Raw genomic sequence first — 17,474 nt, 5'->3', positions numbered from 1 at the left:
TTCTTATAATTTTTGCTTTTCTCACCCTACCGGATCAAACAACTCCACAAGCAAAAGTGCTACAGCTCCCAGTAATGTTGCATGATCACCAAGCTTTGTAACAGATACGTTGGTTTCTTTGGCATCTTGAGTAAGGCCTCTGGCTGAAATGGTTTCTTTAATCGCTGGCAGGATGAACTTCTCGCTTTTCATCACCCCTCCACCAAGTACAATCTTCTCTGGGTTAACCAAATGAATGAGGTTAACTAATCCAATACCGATCAGCTTGCCCGTTTCCTCTAGGAGGGAAGTTGCTTCCTGGTCCCCACTCTTGGCCAGTTTGGCAATGTCCTCACCAGTTAGTCCTTCCTTTTGGGCCCTGGCTGCTATAGCAGGTCCTGATACAAAAGCCTGTAAGCATCCGGTATTCCCACATGTACATGTAGGGCCATGCAAATCGATCGTCATATGGCCGATTTCCCCCGCGATATCCCGATCACCGTGGTATAATTTTTCATTTATTACGAGCCCTGCACCGACCCCATGGCCAATATTTACGGCAACCATACTGGCTGAACCATGCCCACCAAACCATGATTCGCCTAATGCCATGGCCCGCGCGTCGTTTTCTACTTTTACATCAAGCTCGAATTCTTTCTCTAATTCTTCTTTGATCGGAATGTTTTTCAGGTTTAAGTTCGGCGCAATGAGCGAGGTGCCTGTTTCCACATTGACTACCCCATGCATGGCAACACCAATACCGACCATTTCGCGTTTTTCCCTGTTCGAGGCTTCAATTGTTTCGCTTATCGTATCCTTTAAAACTCCCATGAATTGCTCATTTGTTATAGGTGTAAACAGCTCCTTATCAGCACGGTGGATGATATTCCCAGCCAGATCTGTCAATATACTTGTTACCCTCTGTGGCCCAGCGTCCACCCCAATGACATAAAAAGCATCTAAATTAATATGTAGCATGGTTGGCTTCCGGCCACCTTGTGATTCTCCAAGACTGCTTTCTCTAATAATTCCCTCTTCCAGTAGTTCCTTCACAATACTGCTGACAGTGGGAGGTGTAAGCTTTGTCTCTTTCGCAATTTGCGCACGTGAGATTGGCTCGGCTGTTCGTACTTTATTTAAAATGATCGATTTATTTACGGATTTCATTAATTGGAAGGTACCGCGTTGCATTTTACCGCTCCTGTTCTCTATGAATTCTATCAAATTTTATAAGAATATATACCGTTAAGTATATCATATACAAGATGTGCGGAGGCTCTGTTCACACACTAGTTTTGGTGGTGAATAGAGAGGTTAAACAGTTAGGATGATTAATCAAAGTCTTCTTTTACTAACTTGTAAGTCCAACTACCTTTTTGCAGAATGTATTCGCTTTCAGTTATAATAGAGACAGGTAACGTGATACATACTTTGGGGGCCAGAATGATGAATAATGCAGGAAATGTTCTATATACGATAATGGAATGGATTACTAGATTTGCTTATGTTCAACTTCTCTGGATCTTCTTTTCCTTGATAGGCGGAATCTTCCTCGGTTTTTTCCCGTCGACAGTAGCTATGTTTGCTATTATGAGAGATTGGTTGAGAGGGAAAACAGAGCAGCCACTCTTTAAGACATACTTAAGCTATTATAAAAAAGACTTTTGGAAAAGTAACCTTTTCGGAATGCTGCTTATGGGAGTGGTAGTATTAATTGGTGCTGATATTTGGTTCGTTCGTTTTTATGGAAGCATTTTGCCCACATGGACTTTCTCCCCCTTATTTGCATTTATACTCTTGTTTTCTATCTATCTTTGCTATCTTTTCCCTGCATTTGTACATTATGATTTAAATCTTGGTAATCTATTTAAAAATGCCTTCCTCATTATGCTCATTCATCCATTACATAGCCTGCTTATGGCAGTATGTTTTCTTTCCCTTTACTTTGTAATGGATTTTCTTCCAGCATTAGCCTTCCTCTTTGGAGCACCCTCCTCCGCTTTTATTACAATGTGGCTTTGCCTTCATGCATTTGATAGAATCAAAAAAAAGCAACGTGTTTAAGAACAAAGGCGGAAGCGCCCGTTCAGTAACGTACAAGCTGGAGCACTTCGCAATGAGATAAAGGAAACATGCCCCTGCAAAAGGGGTATGTCGACGTTGGCCGACAAGGCCGGTTTTAGTCGACCAACAATATTTCTAGGAAATCGATGTTGACTTTCACCACAAGGGTATAAGGGAGGCTAGGCCTCTGGTTTAACCCAGTCGGCAAGTCTGCTTTATCGTATTGGAGAAGTGTGAAGCTTTCTAGTTGCTGGGCGCTGGAGCCGGACGTGGCTGTTCAAGTACACTAAGTTACCCACAGCTAAATAATTTATAGTTTCCTAGAAATTAAAAAAACATCCCCTTGTGTCATTGAAACCAAGGGGACGTTGCTTATCCTTTTATTGCACTCGAAGAGATCCCTTCCACCACTTTATTACTGAAAAAGAGGAAGGCGAGTAAAATGGGAACGACACTTATAATTAAGGTTGCGCCAATCGCCCCCCAATCTGTCATATATTGGCCAATAAAGTTCTGAATCCCTACAGTAAGGGTTTTGTACTTATCAGAGCTGATAAAGGTATTCACAAACACAAACTCATTCCAGTTATAAATCATGTTAATAATGACGGTAGTAGACATAACCGGCATCGTCATCGGAAGAATGATTCTAAAAAACATGCGATGAATGGAACAACCATCAATAATAGCTGCCTCCTCTATTTCACGTGGTAGTGTGTAATAGAATCCTAGCAAGATCATCATGGTTATGGGTAGATTGTATGCCGTGTATGTAATGACAATTGACCATGGATTATCAATTAACTCGACATTTAAAAACATACTGAATAAAGGGATAATCGCCGAATGGATTGGGATCATTAAACCAATCATAAACAAACCTAATACCAGTTTACTAAGCTTCCAGTGCATTCTTGTAATAACAAAGGTAGCCATGCTTGCCAGTAATACAGTTAAAATAATCGCAATCCCTGTAATCCAAATGCTATTCCAGAAGTAAAGTCCAATCCCGCCTTCCCAAACCTTCACGTAGTTTTCCCAGCGAAATTCTGCTGGCAACGCAAAAGGTGATCCGGAGAATATTTCTTTATTATCTTTTAAAGAAAATAAGAATAACCAGATGATCGGGAATATCTGAAATAATGCAACAAGCCCTAAGCAAAAGTAAAGTATAATATAACCAATTCGCCCCACTATATAACCCCCTTTTTTAATATTGGATTTCTTCTTTTGTTGCTGTAGCTTTTCGCACAATAACCGTTACAATCAGGGTGATGATGAGTAACAAAAAGCCGATTGCACTCCCGTAGCCGAATTCATTACTAGAAAATGCAAGTTTGTACATATAGGATGCCATTACTTCACTAGCACCATTTGGTCCCCCACCTGTCATAACATAAATAAGATCAAAATATTTTAAAGACCCGACAATCGCTAACACAATGGTTACTTTAAATACAGACATAATCAATGGTAATTTAATTTTGTAGGCTATTTGCAGTGGTGTCGCACCATCGATTCTAGCCGCTTCTACTAAAGGTTCTGGGATATTTTTTAAAGCCGCGTAGTAGATCAAAATGTAAAACCCTGCATACTGCCACAAAATTGGGATAAAAATTGCGTACAATACAATAGAAGGTTCTGCCAGCCAGGCGGGAGGATTATCTACACCCAATGCCATTAAAATACTGTTTAACATTCCATTTGAAGGATTAAACACTTTTATCCATAGTTGCGCAATTGCAACAGATGAGAGAAGCATTGGAATGAGATAAATTTTCCTCAACAGATCAGATCCCTTAATTTTTGAGGCTAATATTAACGAGATTGCTAGATAAACAAGTAAACTGAGCGTGGAAAATAAAGCGAGTAAGAAAGAATGTAAGGCGCTTTCCCAGAATTTCGCATCCTGGATCGCGTTAATATAATTTTCAAGCCCAATAAACTCCATAGTGGCAATGCCATTCCAATCCATCAACCCATAGTATCCAGTCAAAATGAGTGGAATAAAAATGAGCACAGCAATTAACAAGAGCGCTGGGAGAACATACAGTGCTATTATCCATTTGTTGGACATTACTTTATTCATACCATTCAACCCCATATCTATTATGTAGAAAAGGACATTCCACTTGATGGAGATGCCCTTTTCTTTTATTAAATCAATCTATTACTCTGCTGAAAGTGCTTCCTCATGCTCTTTAGCGAAATCTTCAGGAGATATCTCCGTGCCGAAAAGTGATTGGATCATGTCCAAATGAACCTGCGCTACATCCGCGCTCATCTGTACATCGGCAAACAATGTGATATTAGTAGCCTCATTTAGGTCATCCAGCACATCAACATACATATCAGGCAAATCCAATGACCCAGCATCTACCTTAGTAGCCGGAATAACACCCGCCTCTGTCACAGACTTTTCTCCCCATTCCTGAACAAAGAAGGATGCAAACTCTTTCGCCTCTTCTTTCACCTCAGAATCTTCAGCGACAAACAATCCTACACCAGGTCCACCAACAAAGCTGTTCATGTCTCCTTCACCTTCCACTGTTGGGAAAGGAAAATATCCTACAGAATCTCTAAATTCCTGTGGAACATCTTCATTTGTTGTATAATTCGGTAAATCCCATGTGGCGATAAGGTACATGGCAGCCTGCTCGTTCATAAACATGCTTTTGGCTTCCTCATCTGAAAGGCCGTTAAAGCCCTTTACAAAACTATCCATGTCTACTAATTCCTGTACTTTATCAGCAGCTTCTACAAGAGCTGGATCTTCAAAAGAACCGGAGCGATTAATAGCATTTGTTAAAACTTCAGCCCCTCCGATACGATCTGCCAAGTACATATACCATAAGGAACCAGTCCAGCGGTCTTTATTTCCAAGGGCTATTGGAGCAACATCATTTTCATTCAACGTCTTCACGACTTGTTGGAGTTCCTCATATGTCGCAGGGGCTTCTAGTCCATACTGATCAAATATAGCTTTATTATAAAAAACCGTAGCAATATTTAATTCCAATGGAAGCCCGTATGTGCTACCGTCTATTTCATAAGCTTCTGCTGTTCCGGAAACGAAGCTATCATTTAAGTCTCCTTCTAGTAGATCATCTAGCGGGGTAAACATCTCCCCGTCCACATATGGCTCTAAAAATCCTGCCGCCCATGTCATTCCCACATCTGGTAGTTCATTAGATGTAGATAATACCTTTAATTTGTCCTTGTACTGCTCATTACTCAGAACTTCCAAATCAATGGTTACACCGTCATGCTCACTCTCAAAATCTTTAATGATATCGCTTACAATTTTGTTGTGCTGTGCAGAACTACCTTCCGGCCATAAGTGCATAAACTCGATCGTCTTGTCACCACCAGAACTTGAATTTGCCTCTTCATCAGAAGAGCACCCCACCATGACCAAAACAGAAAGGAAAATAACAAAGACACCTGCAAACGCTTTCCTTTTAAGCATGTGTTAACCCCCATTAGTTTATTTTAAAAAATTTTCCTGTCAAAGCTTACACATAGAATAACACGTGCTACATCGTTTGTCTAGCGGATAAACAAAGATTTTTTTGAGGCTTTTTTTCGGAAATATAGCGGGTAGCATCCCATTTTGCTACTTCCCAACTTCTATTTCCTATGTTATGCTCCTAAATAATAAATGAGGATTCGTCGTTTATCGGCCCCTTAGACAAAGTTGTTGCTGACCATTTATTTTGTAAGCGCATACTAGCAGATGTTCTCCTCGTTAATGTCAGCTCTTTATCTTTGTAAAATCTATGAAAATACTAAAGGAGTGAGTAACATTGTCAACAATTCAAAACCCTATTTTAACAGGCTTTAACCCGGACCCAAGCATATGTCGGGCTGGTGAAGACTACTACATTGCCGTTTCGACCTTCGAATGGTTTCCAGGTGTAGGTATTTATCATTCTAAGGACCTTAAAAATTGGCGGCTTATCTCAAGACCGCTCCAGCGCGTTAGCCAATTGAATATGCTTGGAAACCCTGACTCGGGCGGTGTCTGGGCACCAGCGCTCTCTTACAGTGATGGGAAGTTCTGGCTCATTTATACGGACGTAAAAGTAGTAGATGGCAGTTGGAAGGATTGCCACAATTACTTAGTAACCTGTGACACAATTGATGGGGAATGGTCTGAGCCAATCCATATGAACAGTTCGGGATTTGATCCCTCCCTTTTCCATGATGAGGATGGCAAGAAATACTTTGTTAATATGGTGTGGGATCATCGGGCACATAATCATAGTTTTTACGGCATAGTCCTACAGGAGTATGATCCTGAACAGCAAAAGCTTGTTGGAAAAAGAGAGATTATCTTTAAAGGGACAGATGTGAAATTAACAGAAGCCCCCCATCTGTATAAAAGTAAAGGGTATTATTATCTTCTCACTGCAGAGGGGGGAACGAAATACGACCATCAGGCAACGATCGCTCGATCTCGAAACATCAACGGTCCATATGAAGTCCATCCAGACAATCCGCTCATTACATCGTTTCCATATCCAAGAAATCCGCTACAAAAAGCGGGGCATGCCTCTATTGTTCATACCCATACCGATGAATGGTTTCTTGTGCATCTGACAGGGCGGCCCCTGCATGAAGAAAATAAGCCATTGTTGGATCCACGTGGGTATTGTCCACTTGGAAGGGAAACCGCTATACAACGTCTGGAATGGAAAAAGGACTGGCCGTATGTCGTAGACGGAAATGAGCCTTCGCTTCATATTGAAGGACCAAACATACCAGAGGTCACATGGGATAAAGATTTTGACGAAAAGGACGATTTTAACAAAGAAACGTTAAATCACCATTTTCAATCCCTGCGCATTCCTTTAGGTGATTCCATTCTTTCTCTGAAAGAGAATCCAGGGCATTTACGGCTCTACGGAAAAGAATCATTAACATCCAAATTCATCCAAGCACACGTAGCACGACGCTGGCAAAATTTTGAGTTTACTGCAGAGACGAAGGTAGCCTTTCAGCCCACCTCTTTTCAGCAAGCAGCAGGACTGGTGAATTACTATAACACGGAAAATTGGACAGCATTACAGCTAACACACGATGAAGAGAAAGGGAAAATACTAGACTTAACCATTTATGATAATCAACAAATGGAGCAGCCTTTACTGGGGAATGAGATTACCGTACCTGAAGAGTTAGAGGCTGTATATCTACGAGTCAACGTTCGTACCAATACCTATGAATATGCCTATTCCTTCGACGGGGAAACATGGACAACGATTCCGGTTACATTACCATCGCATAAACTTTCAGATGATTATATTAAGGGAGGCGGCTTCTTTACGGGAGCTTTTGTAGGCATGCAGTGTCAGGATACTTCTGGCCAGAATCTTCATGCAGATTTTGACTATTTTCTTTATCGGAGTGAAAGCTGAAGAGTGAGGTGAGAGCACGAGTGGATTTATAAAAAAACCGGTTACGCCTTTAATTCGCGTAACCGGTTTTTCATCCCTACTTATTTTTATTCAATACATCAAAGGCAACAGCTGCTAGTAGTACAAGCCCTTTAATCGCTTGCTGCCAGTCGATGCCGATTCCCATTAAGGACATTCCGTTATTCAGAACACCCATAACGAGTGCACCGATTACGGCACCAAATACGGTTCCGACTCCTCCTGTGAAAGATGCACCACCAATTACTGCTGCTGCGATGGCATCTAATTCGAAAAGGTTACCTGCTTGTGGTGTTGCTGCATTCAATCTTCCTGCAAAAATCATTCCACAAAGTGCAGCAAGAACACCCATGTTTACAAATACCCAAAACTTCATTTTCTTCGTTTTGATACCGGAAAGCTGTGCGGCATTAGCATTACCACCTACTGCGTAGATATGCCTTCCAATTACCGTTTTGTTCATCACAAACGTATATCCAATAATAAGAACAAACAATACAATCAGCACATACGGTATTCCTTCGTATTGCGCCAGTACGTATGTAAACAGATTGATAACGATGGTAAAGAGAACAAGTTTTACGATAAATAACGGAAAAGATATGGTTTTGAAATCATACTTTAAATCCGTTCTTCTAATCTTTAACTCTGATAAAATATAAACAACCGAAAGAACAATTCCCACTACTACTGTAAATAATTGAATTTCTCCCTCTCCACCAAACACATCTGGAACAAAGGCTGAGCTTAAACCTCGAAACCCATCTGGGAACGGTGCAATGGTCTGCCCTTGCAGAACGACTAAGGTTAATCCTCTGAAAATAAGCATTCCTGCAAGTGTAACAATAAAGGAAGGAATATTCACATAAGCCACCCAGAAACCTTGCCATGCTCCAATAATTGCTCCAATCGCAAGACAAATTAAAATGCCAGCAAACACCGGGAAGTCCATGGTAACCATTAAGACTCCGGCGACAGCCCCAACAAAGGCTGCTACGGAACCAACAGATAAGTCAATTTCTCCCGTAATAATGATAAGCATCATCCCAATAGCGAGGACGATAATATAACTATTTTGCATGATAATATTCGTAACATTTAGGGGGGTTAGCAAGATCCCGTCTGTTAGGATTTGGAATAATAAGGCGATACCTATAAGTGCGATAATCATTCCAAACTTTCTTACGTTGTTGCTAAGAAGCTGTTTTAATCCCTCCACGTTAAGACCTCCCTTTCTGTGTCATATAGGTCATTAATGTTTCTTGTGTCGCATCTTTGGCAGCGATATCTCCTGTGATTTCTCCCTCACACAATGTGTAAATTCTGTCACACATACCCACCAATTCCGGTAACTCTGAGGAAATCATAATAATGCTTTTTCCTTTTTCCGCTAGATCATTAATAATCTTATAGATTTCAAATTTGGCCCCCACATCAATTCCTCTTGTTGGCTCATCCAAAATAAGGACGTCAGGATCGGTAAAGATCCATTTTCCTAGTACCACTTTTTGTTGGTTTCCACCACTTAGATTCACTACTTTTTGCTGAATAGACGGGGTTTTAACGTTCATCCTTTGCTTCATGTTTTCTGCTTCAACCACTTCTTTACTCGTGTTCAAGACATTGTGTTTAGAGATTCTATCCAAGTTCGCTAACGTCAAGTTGTTCTTCACATCATCTATTAAAATGAGCCCAAATTCTTTTCGATTTTCCGAAACGTAGGCAACACCATTTTTTATAGCTTGATCTACTGTCTTAAAGGAAACTTCCTTACCATTTTTAATTATGGTTCCGGTAATTTTTTTACCATAAGACTTTCCAAATAAACTCATTGCAAGCTCTGTTCTGCCAGCCCCCATTAATCCCGCAATCCCGATTATTTCGCCTTCTTTAACGTGGAGGTTCACATTATGAAGTATTTGCCTTTCCACATCCAGAGGATGATACGCCGACCAATCTTTCACCTCGAACACGACTTTGTCCTTCACGTTATAAACTCTATCTGGAAATAACTCTGTAAGATCTCGTCCTACCATTTCCTTTATAATCATAGACTCGGTAACTTCTTCTTCTGTTCGACGATATGTACGTATCGTCTGTCCGTCACGTAGAACCGTGATGCTATCGGATACTTTAAGAAGTTCCTTTAATTTATGGGAAATTAAAATAGAGGTCATGCCCTGTTCCCTAAACTCTTTCAATAATTGTAAAAGGTTTTCACTATCTTCTTCATTTAAGGCTGCTGTCGGTTCATCCAGAATAAGCAGCTTTACCTTTTTAGATAAGGCCTTCGCAATTTCTACTAATTGCTGTTGACCTACCCCAAGGTTCTTAATTTTTTCCTCGGGATCTACGTTAAGGCGCACCTTTTTCAGTAATGCTCGCGTCTCGATAATGGTTTTGTTCCAATTAATAACACCTTTTGTAGCCTGTTCATTGCCTAGGAAGATGTTTTCCGCAATCGATAGTTCTGGAATCAACGCTAATTCTTGGTGAATAATAACGATGCCTAGTTCTTCACTTTGGTTAATGTTTTTAAATTCACAGCGGTTATCTTGAAATAGAATGTCTCCCTCGTACGTACCATAGGGATGCACGCCACTCAACACTTTCATTAGCGTTGATTTTCCTGCCCCATTTTCTCCAATCAGTGCATGTATTTCACCTTTTCTTACATCCAAATTGACGTCATCTAATGCCTTCACGCCGGGAAAAGTCTTTGTAATACTGTTCATTTCTAGTATTCTTTCAGACATTCTGAGACCGCCCCTTTCCTTTAAACAAACAAGGTCGTTTGGCAGCACCACATGTAACGTGCTGCCAAACGGAATGATTAGTTAAGTTCTTCTTCGGTATAATACTCCGTATCTACTAATTCTTCCTTGTAATTATCAGCATCAACAGAAATTGGTGCTAGCAAGTAAGATGGTACTACTTTAGCTCCGTTATCATATGTCTCTTCATCGTTCACTTCTGGCTCTTCCCCACTCAAAACAGCTTCTGCCATGTTAACTGCCTGCTTCGCCAGCTCTCTTGTATCCTTAAAGATTGTTTGCGTCTGCTCTCCGGCAATAATTGATTTAACAGAAGCAAGCTCTGCATCCTGGCCAGTTACCAATGGCATTGGCTTGTCACCAGAACCATAACCTACCGCTTTTAATGAAGAAATGACTCCTCTACTAATTCCGTCAAATGGCGAAAGGACTGCATCCACCTGCTCACCGGAATAGTGGGCACTAAGTAGATTATCCATACGTTCTTGCGCTTTCGCTCCATCCCATCTTAATGTTGCTCCTTGTTCAAACGTTTCTTGGCCACTTTGAACAACAAGGGTTCCTTCATCAATATAAGGATGAAGTACTGACATTGCCCCATCCCAGAAGAAGTAAGCATTGTTATCATCTGGAGATCCTGCAAATAGCTCGATGTTTAAAGGCTCTTCTGCATTGTCTAAATCAAGCTTCTCGACCATATATTCTCCTTGCAATACTCCAACCTGAAAATTATCGAAAGTTGCATAATAACTTACATGATCACTGTTCATAATTAAACGATCATATGCAATAACCGGGATTTTCTGATTTTTTGCTTTTTCAAGAACATCAGATAACGCTTCTCCATCAATGGAGGCGATTACAAGAATATCCACGCCTTTTGTAATCATGTTTTCAATCTGTGAAAGTTGATTTTCCACTACATCCTCTGCGTACTGTAGATCAACCTTGTAACCTAATTCCTCAAATTGACTTTGCATATTTTCCCCATCTTTCACCCAACGTTCAGATGATTTAGTCGGCATTGCAATCCCAACTGTTTTATCCCCTTCACCATCTTTTCCACCAGCACTACTACTACAAGCACTTATGGTTAAAACAATCAGTGTTAAGACTACAAACCAGAAACCTTTCTTCATCAACGTCATCCCCCTTGTTTTATGTACTAGCTTCAAACCAAAATAGGTAACGCTTACATTTCCAATTTGATTTCACCGCCAATACTCAAATTCATCTGCACGAGTTGCAAATTACTTGCAACTTGTACGTACATATTATTATAAGCTAAGCATATTCCAATTACAATACAATTTTCAAAATAATTTTACAATATTTTAGGCCTCTCCAATTTTTATAAAGAGGCCTAATCCTTTTAAGAAACTTCTACTCCACCGACTTTTACAGTAGAGCCTCTCACAATCAATGATGGGTCATAAACAATAGGCTCTAACTGCTTTGACACATTTACTTTATTACTATTTTTCCTTTTGATTAGATCAAGGATTGTTTTGGCCGCAGCTTTTCCCATATCGCTCTTTGGATGTGCAACAGACGTAAGCTTTACCTCAGATACTTCTGTAAAGAAGGAATCATCGTACCCAACAATCGATAAATCACCCGGAACTTGCATCCGCTTATTCCGTAAAAGATTCAATACATTCATGACTAGTTCATCATTATAGGAGACTAATCCTGTGATGTCTCTAGCTTCCTCAGAGAATAACATTTTCTCCAGCTCCTGGACGGGCTTGGTCTCCTTTTCTTCTGTATGATAGGTAATAATATTTTTCGGATTTAGTGGAATGCCATAGCGACGATGGGCTTTTAGAAACCCTTTCATTCGCTGTGTTCCTTGTAAATCATCTGTCTTAAAAATACCGGCTATTTCCGTATGCCCTAGTTGAATAAGATGCTCCGTCTGAATAAAACCACCCTTTTCATCATTCATGACTAGACTCATGGGCTCCAGCTCATCATAATAAGCATTTATCATAATATACGGAATCGATAGCCGCTCCAAATTAAGATAATAGTTAATATTTGGGTTGGAAAACGCACTCTTTGTCGGCTCCACAATTACCCCGTCAAATGGCTGACTAAGAATTTTTTCTAGAATTTCACGCTCTTTTTCATGATCGTTATTTGTACTAAAAATACTAACTTGATAGCCTGCTTGGCTTAGAATAGACTCCGCGCCTCTAATAATGGACGGGAAGATATAATCTGAAATATAGGTTGTAATAATCGCGATATTTTTTCGTTCCACTGCTTGTATGGTATCCTGCTCTTCTTCTCTATCAGCACAGAATGTACCTGAACCCTGTTCACGGTATAGCCAGCCCTTTGCTACTAAGTCACCAATTGCTAGCCTGACGGTATGTCTACTGACCTTAAATTGCGCCATTAATTCACTTTCCGAACTTATTTTCTGATGGGGCAAATAGGTGCCGTCCATAATATCGGATTGAATTGCTCTTTTCACCATGTTGTATTTCGTTTCCACGCAACCACCTCAACTTATTCGTATAAGTTAAGGATACCATATAAACAACCGCTTTCCTATGCTCCTATTTCCCTGGACTTATTGCCAATACGCCTTTCCATATCGTAATTGTTGCCTAATATTGCGAACAGTGGAAGAACTGTCAATGAACACACATTCTATTTCTGCCAGATCCGCAAAATCCATTAACTGTTCTACCGATACATTATAAGAAAACACGGTATGGTGGGCTCCTCCTGCATAAATCCAGGCCTCTGTTGCTTCACTTAAGGACGGTTCAGGCTTCCATAATACTTTCGCCACAGGTAGATTTGGAGTTTCTTCCTTTACTGACTCCGCTTGTACTTCATTTACAATCAAGCGATATCTCCCACCCATTTCTACTAGAGATGCAACAAGCGCCTTTCCTTCTCTTCCGTCAAAGACTAGTCTTGCCGGATCAGCTTTATTTCCGATTGAAAGCGGGTTTACTACAATAGCTGGTTTTTCGGCTGCAATGGTCGGACAAATCTCTAGCATATGAGAACCTAATATCATTTCATTTCCTTCTTCAAGATGGTACGTATAATCCTCCATAAAGGAGGTCCCTTTGTTGTCCGACATAATTTTCATGAGACGTAAGAGTCCTGCAGTACGCCAATCCCCCTCCCCAGCGAATCCGTAGCCTTCAGCCATTAAACGTTGGGCCGCAAGTCCTGGGAGTTGTTTCATACCATGCAAGTCTTCAAAGTTAGTCGTGAAGGCGTTGTAATTGTGCTTGGTTAAAAATGCTTTTAATCCTAGCTCAATACGAGCCTGCTCACGTATGGATTCACGTACCGCCCCATCTTCAGTTGCTTCTGCTGGTAACGTATAACTAGATTCATACGCTTTATACAGCTCATCCACCGCTTCCTCTGACAACGCATTAATCTCTTCTACCAGGTCACCGATCCCGTAATAATCCACGGTCCAGCCAAACTTAATCTGCGCTTCAATTTTATCCCCATCCGTAACAGCTACATTGCGCATATTGTCACCAAATCTAGCTACCCGAATAGATGTCCCTTCAGTCACTGCAACCGCAGTATGCATCCAGTCGCCGATTTTCTGTTCTACATCAGCATTTTGCCAATGCCCCACTACAACCTTTCGGGCAATATTCATACGAGAGCCTATGAATCCATACTCCCTATCCCCATGCGCTGACTGGTTGATATTCATAAAGTCCATATCAATTTCGTTCCATGGAATCTCTCTGTTGTATTGAGTATGCAAATGCAACAAAGGCTTCTGCAGAGCCTTAAGACCTGCAATCCACATTTTTGCTGGGGAAAAGGTGTGCATCCATGACATAATGCCAGCACAATTTTCATCATTATTAGCCTCTAACATAAGTGCTTTGATGTCATTGGCATTGGTTAACGTTTGTTTAAATTTAATCTCATAATTCAAACCGTCTTTTTCGTTTAATCCTTTTACAATTGCTTTAGCATGCTCTTCCACTTCGAGAAGTGCTTCTTCGCCATATAAGTGTTGGCTTCCAGTTACAAACCAGAATTGATATTTCTTTTGAGTCAGCATATCGTGTCCCCCTAAATTTTTAGTATTCTATGAAACTGGTAATGAGGAATGAAGACCATCTATCTTATTCACTCCATCTCGGATACCACGTAGTCGTTTCATTACATTGTTTTCGCCTCTACCAAAATAGTCATGGAGTTGGTCATATTCCTGGAAGAGCTTCTCATAGATCGCTACATGTTCTGGAATAGGTTGAACTACCTCCTCCTTCACCCTTCCCATTTGTTTCGTTGCATCTAATATATGGTCAAATCCACCATTTTCTGATCCTGCGGCAAGCGCCCCGAACATGGCTGCACCTAATGCAGGAGTTTGTACAGAGTCAGCAATCCTGATAACACGATTCGTCACATCTGCGTAAATTTGCAACAAGAGCTTATTTTTTTGTGGTAGTCCGCCACAGACATAGAGCTCCTCCACTTCTACTCCATTATGGTGGAAAGCGTCTATAATTTTTCTCGTGCCAAATGCCGTTGCTTCAAGTAAGGCGCGATACATCTCCTCCGGCTTTGTCTGTAAAGTCATTCCAAGCATTACGCCACTGAGTTCTGTATCGACAAGCACTGAACGGTTGCCATTCCACCAATCAAGTGCTAGAAGGCCTGTTTCACCAGGCTTATATTTGGCTGCCTTCTTCTCTAAAAATTGGTGGATATTCTCGCCTGCTGCTTCTGCTGTTTTCTTAACAGAATCTGGCACAGCCTGCTCTACAAACCAGGCAAAAATATCACCAACCGCTGATTGACCAGCCTCATACCCGTAATATCCAGGGATAATCCCATCCTCAACCACACCGCACATTCCTTCAATTTCCTTTTCTTCCTCCCCGAGGATCATGGAACAAATGGACGTCCCCATCGTCATCACGAGTTTACCTGGTTCTGCTACACCCATTGCTGGGACTGAGACATGTGCATCCACATTTCCTACAGCCACCGATGTTCCAGGTAGTAAACCTGTCTGCGCTGCCATTTCTTCAGTAAGTCCACCAGCTCTCGTCCCAAGTGGTACAATGTCTCCCCGTAGCTTCGTTTCTTCTAGATTTTCCAGACGAGGATCTAATGCGGCAAAAAATTCCTTGTCCGGGTAGCCGTCCTGTTTATGCCAAATTGATTTATAGCCGGCAGTACAACTGTTACGTACAAAACGACCTGTTAGCTTAGATACGACCCAGTCCGTTGCTTCAGAAAAACGGTCTGTTTCCTCATAAATGTCAGGTGCCTCGTTAAGAATTTGCCAGATTTTTGCGATCATCCACTCCGAAGAAATCTTCCCACCATACCTCGCAAGAAATGCTTCTCCTCTTTGTTCTGCAATTTGATTAATTCGAGTCGCTTCCTCTTGTGCTGCGTGATGTTTCCAAAGCTTTACCCAGCTATGTGGATTCTCTTTAAGCAACGGATCAAGGCTGAGTGGTTCTCCTTTATGGTCCAATGGAAGCATCGTGCATGCAGTAAAATCGATTCCAAGCCCGATGACATCTTCTGGATTAACCTTAGATTCTTTCAACACTGCAGGAATAGATTGTGTCAACACATCTAGATAATCCTCAGGGTGCTGTAAAGCCCATTCGTTCCCGAGTAGCACATTCGATTCCGGTAATTTGTCATCAATGACACCGTGTTTATATGGGGTTACATGATCGGCTATCTCCTGCCCATCAGCAACACGAACTAATACAGCCCTTCCTGATTCAGTTCCATAATCTACTCCAATTGCAAATTTTGTCATGACCTTCTCACCTCACTTTTCCCTTGGCCGTAATAAGCTTCAGCCCCATGTTTTCTTAAATAATGCTTATCAAGAAGTGCTTGATTCATGTCTTCTGTACCAGGTTTCAATTGGAATGTTTTCCATCCCATTTTGGCAACTTCTTCTAGTACTACTGCGTTATGCACTGCTTCTGCTGGGTCTTTTCCCCAAGTAAAAGGTGCATGACTATGTACAAGTACGCCAGGAATGGCATTCGGATTGATATCTTGTTCCTTGAACGTTTCCACAATCACATTTCCTGTTTCCAACTCATACGCCCCATTTATTTCTCTATCCGTCATTTCCCTCGTGCATGGAACACTTCCATAAAAGTAATCAGCATGAGTGGTGCCAAGTGGCGGAATACTTCTACCTGCTTGTGCCCAACTCGTAGCCCATGGCGCGTGTGTATGAACAACTCCACCGATATCTGGGAAATTTTTATAAAGCACAATATGGGTCGGTGTGTCTGATGATGGGTTTAAATTTCCTTCCACTACGTTGCCATCAAAGTCTACGACCACCATGTCTTCTACTTTCATATTTTCATAATCCACACCACTTGGTTTAATAACAATAAGTTCTTGCTCTCTGTTGATACCGCTTACATTACCCCACGTAAAAGTGACTAAATTATGCTTAGGGAGTTGTAAGTTTGCTTCCAATACTTGTTCTTTTAAATCTTCTAGCATTCTACTCACCTCTCATCCACTTAACTTGTACGTATATTTAACTTATGTGATCTATAATAATATAATTCGTACGTACAATCAATATATATTGTTAAATTTTTTGAATTTATTTACTTTGGGGGTGTGGGAGAAGGGTATGGCAAGGGTGCTGCCGGTTGATTGATGCACCAAAGTGGTTGATTGGTTGCCATTCCTGTTTTGAACGGCCGCGACATCGATTGAACATCGTTTCTGGTTGACTAAACCGCCCGTAGCATCGATTGGACATCATTCTTGGTTGATTGCTGCTGCCGTGGCATCGATTGGGCATCGTTTCTGATTGATTGAACCGGTCGTAGCATCGATTGAACATCGTTTCTGATTGATTGAACCGGTCGTAGCATCGATTGGACATCATTCTTGGTTGATTGCTGCTGCCGCGACATCGATTGAACATCGTTTCTGATTAATTGCTGCTGCCACGACATCGATTGAACATCGTTTTTGATTGATTGAACCGCCCGTGGTATCGATTGGGCACCGTTTTTGATTGATTGAACCGCCCGTGGCATCGATTGAACATCATTCTTGGTTGATTGCTGCTGCCACGACATCGATTGAACATCGTTTCTGATTGATTGGAACGGCCGCGACATCGATTGAACATCGTTTCTGGTTGATTGGACCGTCTATGTAGTTAATTAAAGTTTAATCATCCACCAAAAAAAGCACC

14 protein-coding genes are annotated in these 17,474 nt (G+C 41.2%); 2 read left to right on the top strand and 12 right to left on the bottom strand.

The genetic code is table 11. From position 1 onward, the window contains the following. Positions 1 to 21: 21 nt before the first annotated feature. Positions 22 to 1,170 (bottom strand): ROK family transcriptional regulator, encoded by a 1,149-nt coding sequence (locus tag K3T81_RS03000; protein ID WP_238018137.1) that lies wholly within the window; start codon positions 1,168 to 1,170, stop codon positions 22 to 24. Between the two features lie 255 nt (positions 1,171 to 1,425). On the opposite strand from K3T81_RS03000, the gene K3T81_RS02995 reads away from it, so the two are divergent. Then, positions 1,426 to 2,043, top strand: coding sequence for a YesL family protein (locus K3T81_RS02995; RefSeq protein WP_238018136.1), 618 nt, complete (start codon positions 1,426 to 1,428; stop codon positions 2,041 to 2,043). Between the two features lie 372 nt (positions 2,044 to 2,415). Here the strand turns inward: K3T81_RS02995 and K3T81_RS02990 are convergent, their stop codons facing one another. From K3T81_RS02990 to K3T81_RS02980, 3 genes are all read right to left on the bottom strand, one after another. Next, the gene (locus K3T81_RS02990) at positions 2,416 to 3,237 is read right to left on the bottom strand and encodes an ABC transporter permease subunit (protein WP_161464264.1); all 822 of its coding nucleotides are present in this window, start codon (positions 3,235 to 3,237) and stop codon (positions 2,416 to 2,418) included. 16 nt (positions 3,238 to 3,253) lie between these two features. Further along, on the bottom strand, positions 3,254 to 4,132 hold the full coding sequence (locus tag K3T81_RS02985) for a carbohydrate ABC transporter permease (RefSeq protein WP_238018135.1): 879 nt from the start codon (positions 4,130 to 4,132) through the stop codon (positions 3,254 to 3,256). Between the two features lie 81 nt (positions 4,133 to 4,213). Then, the gene (locus tag K3T81_RS02980; protein ID WP_106897877.1) at positions 4,214 to 5,512 is read right to left on the bottom strand and encodes an extracellular solute-binding protein; all 1,299 of its coding nucleotides are present in this window, start codon (positions 5,510 to 5,512) and stop codon (positions 4,214 to 4,216) included. A 337-nt stretch (positions 5,513 to 5,849) separates the two neighbouring features. On the opposite strand from K3T81_RS02980, the gene K3T81_RS02975 reads away from it, so the two are divergent. Beyond that, complete coding sequence (locus K3T81_RS02975) at positions 5,850 to 7,460, top strand: glycoside hydrolase family 43 protein (RefSeq protein ID WP_238018134.1); 1,611 nt, start codon at positions 5,850 to 5,852, stop codon at positions 7,458 to 7,460. A gap of 76 nt (positions 7,461 to 7,536) precedes the next feature. Here the strand turns inward: K3T81_RS02975 and mmsB are convergent, their stop codons facing one another. From mmsB to K3T81_RS02935, 8 genes are all read right to left on the bottom strand, one after another. Beyond that, positions 7,537 to 8,649: a multiple monosaccharide ABC transporter permease gene (gene mmsB / locus K3T81_RS02970; protein WP_238018396.1), complete on the bottom strand. Its 1,113-nt coding sequence runs from the start codon at positions 8,647 to 8,649 to the stop codon at positions 7,537 to 7,539. A gap of 49 nt (positions 8,650 to 8,698) precedes the next feature. Continuing rightward, positions 8,699 to 10,234, bottom strand: coding sequence for a multiple monosaccharide ABC transporter ATP-binding protein (gene mmsA / locus K3T81_RS02965; RefSeq protein WP_238018133.1), 1,536 nt, complete (start codon positions 10,232 to 10,234; stop codon positions 8,699 to 8,701). Positions 10,235 to 10,311: 77 nt separating this feature from the next. Then, positions 10,312 to 11,391 carry a multiple monosaccharide ABC transporter substrate-binding protein gene (chvE, locus tag K3T81_RS02960; protein WP_238018132.1) on the bottom strand — a complete coding sequence of 360 codons (1,080 nt, stop codon included), beginning with the start codon at positions 11,389 to 11,391 and terminating at the stop codon, positions 10,312 to 10,314. Positions 11,392 to 11,624: 233 nt separating this feature from the next. Further along, positions 11,625 to 12,755: a GntR family transcriptional regulator gene (locus K3T81_RS02955; protein ID WP_238018131.1), complete on the bottom strand. Its 1,131-nt coding sequence runs from the start codon at positions 12,753 to 12,755 to the stop codon at positions 11,625 to 11,627. Positions 12,756 to 12,833: 78 nt separating this feature from the next. Continuing rightward, positions 12,834 to 14,318, bottom strand: coding sequence for an L-arabinose isomerase (gene araA / locus K3T81_RS02950; protein ID WP_238018130.1), 1,485 nt, complete (start codon positions 14,316 to 14,318; stop codon positions 12,834 to 12,836). 27 nt (positions 14,319 to 14,345) lie between these two features. Next, on the bottom strand, positions 14,346 to 16,049 hold the full coding sequence (locus K3T81_RS02945) for a ribulokinase (protein WP_238018128.1): 1,704 nt from the start codon (positions 16,047 to 16,049) through the stop codon (positions 14,346 to 14,348). Further along, positions 16,046 to 16,762 (bottom strand): L-ribulose-5-phosphate 4-epimerase, encoded by a 717-nt coding sequence (araD, locus tag K3T81_RS02940; RefSeq protein WP_238018127.1) that lies wholly within the window; start codon positions 16,760 to 16,762, stop codon positions 16,046 to 16,048. Before araD ends, K3T81_RS02945 begins: the two co-directional genes overlap by 4 nt. Before the next feature lie 239 nt (positions 16,763 to 17,001). Continuing rightward, on the bottom strand, positions 17,002 to 17,187 hold the full coding sequence (locus K3T81_RS02935) for a hypothetical protein (RefSeq protein WP_238018126.1): 186 nt from the start codon (positions 17,185 to 17,187) through the stop codon (positions 17,002 to 17,004). Positions 17,188 to 17,474 lie beyond the last annotated feature (287 nt).

It is taken from the genome of Oceanobacillus jordanicus, assembly GCF_022095695.1.
GTDB classification, from domain to species: Bacteria; Bacillota; Bacilli; order Bacillales; family Amphibacillaceae; genus Oceanobacillus_B; species Oceanobacillus_B jordanicus.
Note: the sequence above shows the minus strand (reverse complement) of the source record. Positions and strands in the feature narration are given on the sequence as shown.

Excerpts from the sequence above, each read along its gene's own strand:
- K3T81_RS02980 (WP_106897877.1), bottom strand. The coding sequence starts at position 5,512 with ATGCTTAAAAGGAAAGCGTTTGCAGGTGTCTTTGTTATTTTCCTTTCT.
- K3T81_RS03000 (WP_238018137.1), bottom strand. The coding sequence starts at position 1,170 with ATGCAACGCGGTACCTTCCAATTAATGAAATCCGTAAATAAATCGATC.
- mmsB (WP_238018396.1), bottom strand. The coding sequence starts at position 8,649 with ATGATTATCGCACTTATAGGTATCGCCTTATTATTCCAAATCCTAACA.
- mmsA (WP_238018133.1), bottom strand. The coding sequence starts at position 10,234 with ATGTCTGAAAGAATACTAGAAATGAACAGTATTACAAAGACTTTTCCC.
- K3T81_RS02995 (WP_238018136.1), top strand. The coding sequence starts at position 1,426 with ATGAATAATGCAGGAAATGTTCTATATACGATAATGGAATGGATTACT.
- araD (WP_238018127.1), bottom strand. The coding sequence starts at position 16,762 with ATGCTAGAAGATTTAAAAGAACAAGTATTGGAAGCAAACTTACAACTC.
- K3T81_RS02985 (WP_238018135.1), bottom strand. The coding sequence starts at position 4,132 with ATGAATAAAGTAATGTCCAACAAATGGATAATAGCACTGTATGTTCTC.
- K3T81_RS02935 (WP_238018126.1), bottom strand. The coding sequence starts at position 17,187 with ATGTCGCGGCAGCAGCAATCAACCAAGAATGATGTCCAATCGATGCTA.
- chvE (WP_238018132.1), bottom strand. The coding sequence starts at position 11,391 with ATGAAGAAAGGTTTCTGGTTTGTAGTCTTAACACTGATTGTTTTAACC.
- araA (WP_238018130.1), bottom strand. The coding sequence starts at position 14,318 with ATGCTGACTCAAAAGAAATATCAATTCTGGTTTGTAACTGGAAGCCAA.
- K3T81_RS02945 (WP_238018128.1), bottom strand. The coding sequence starts at position 16,049 with ATGACAAAATTTGCAATTGGAGTAGATTATGGAACTGAATCAGGAAGG.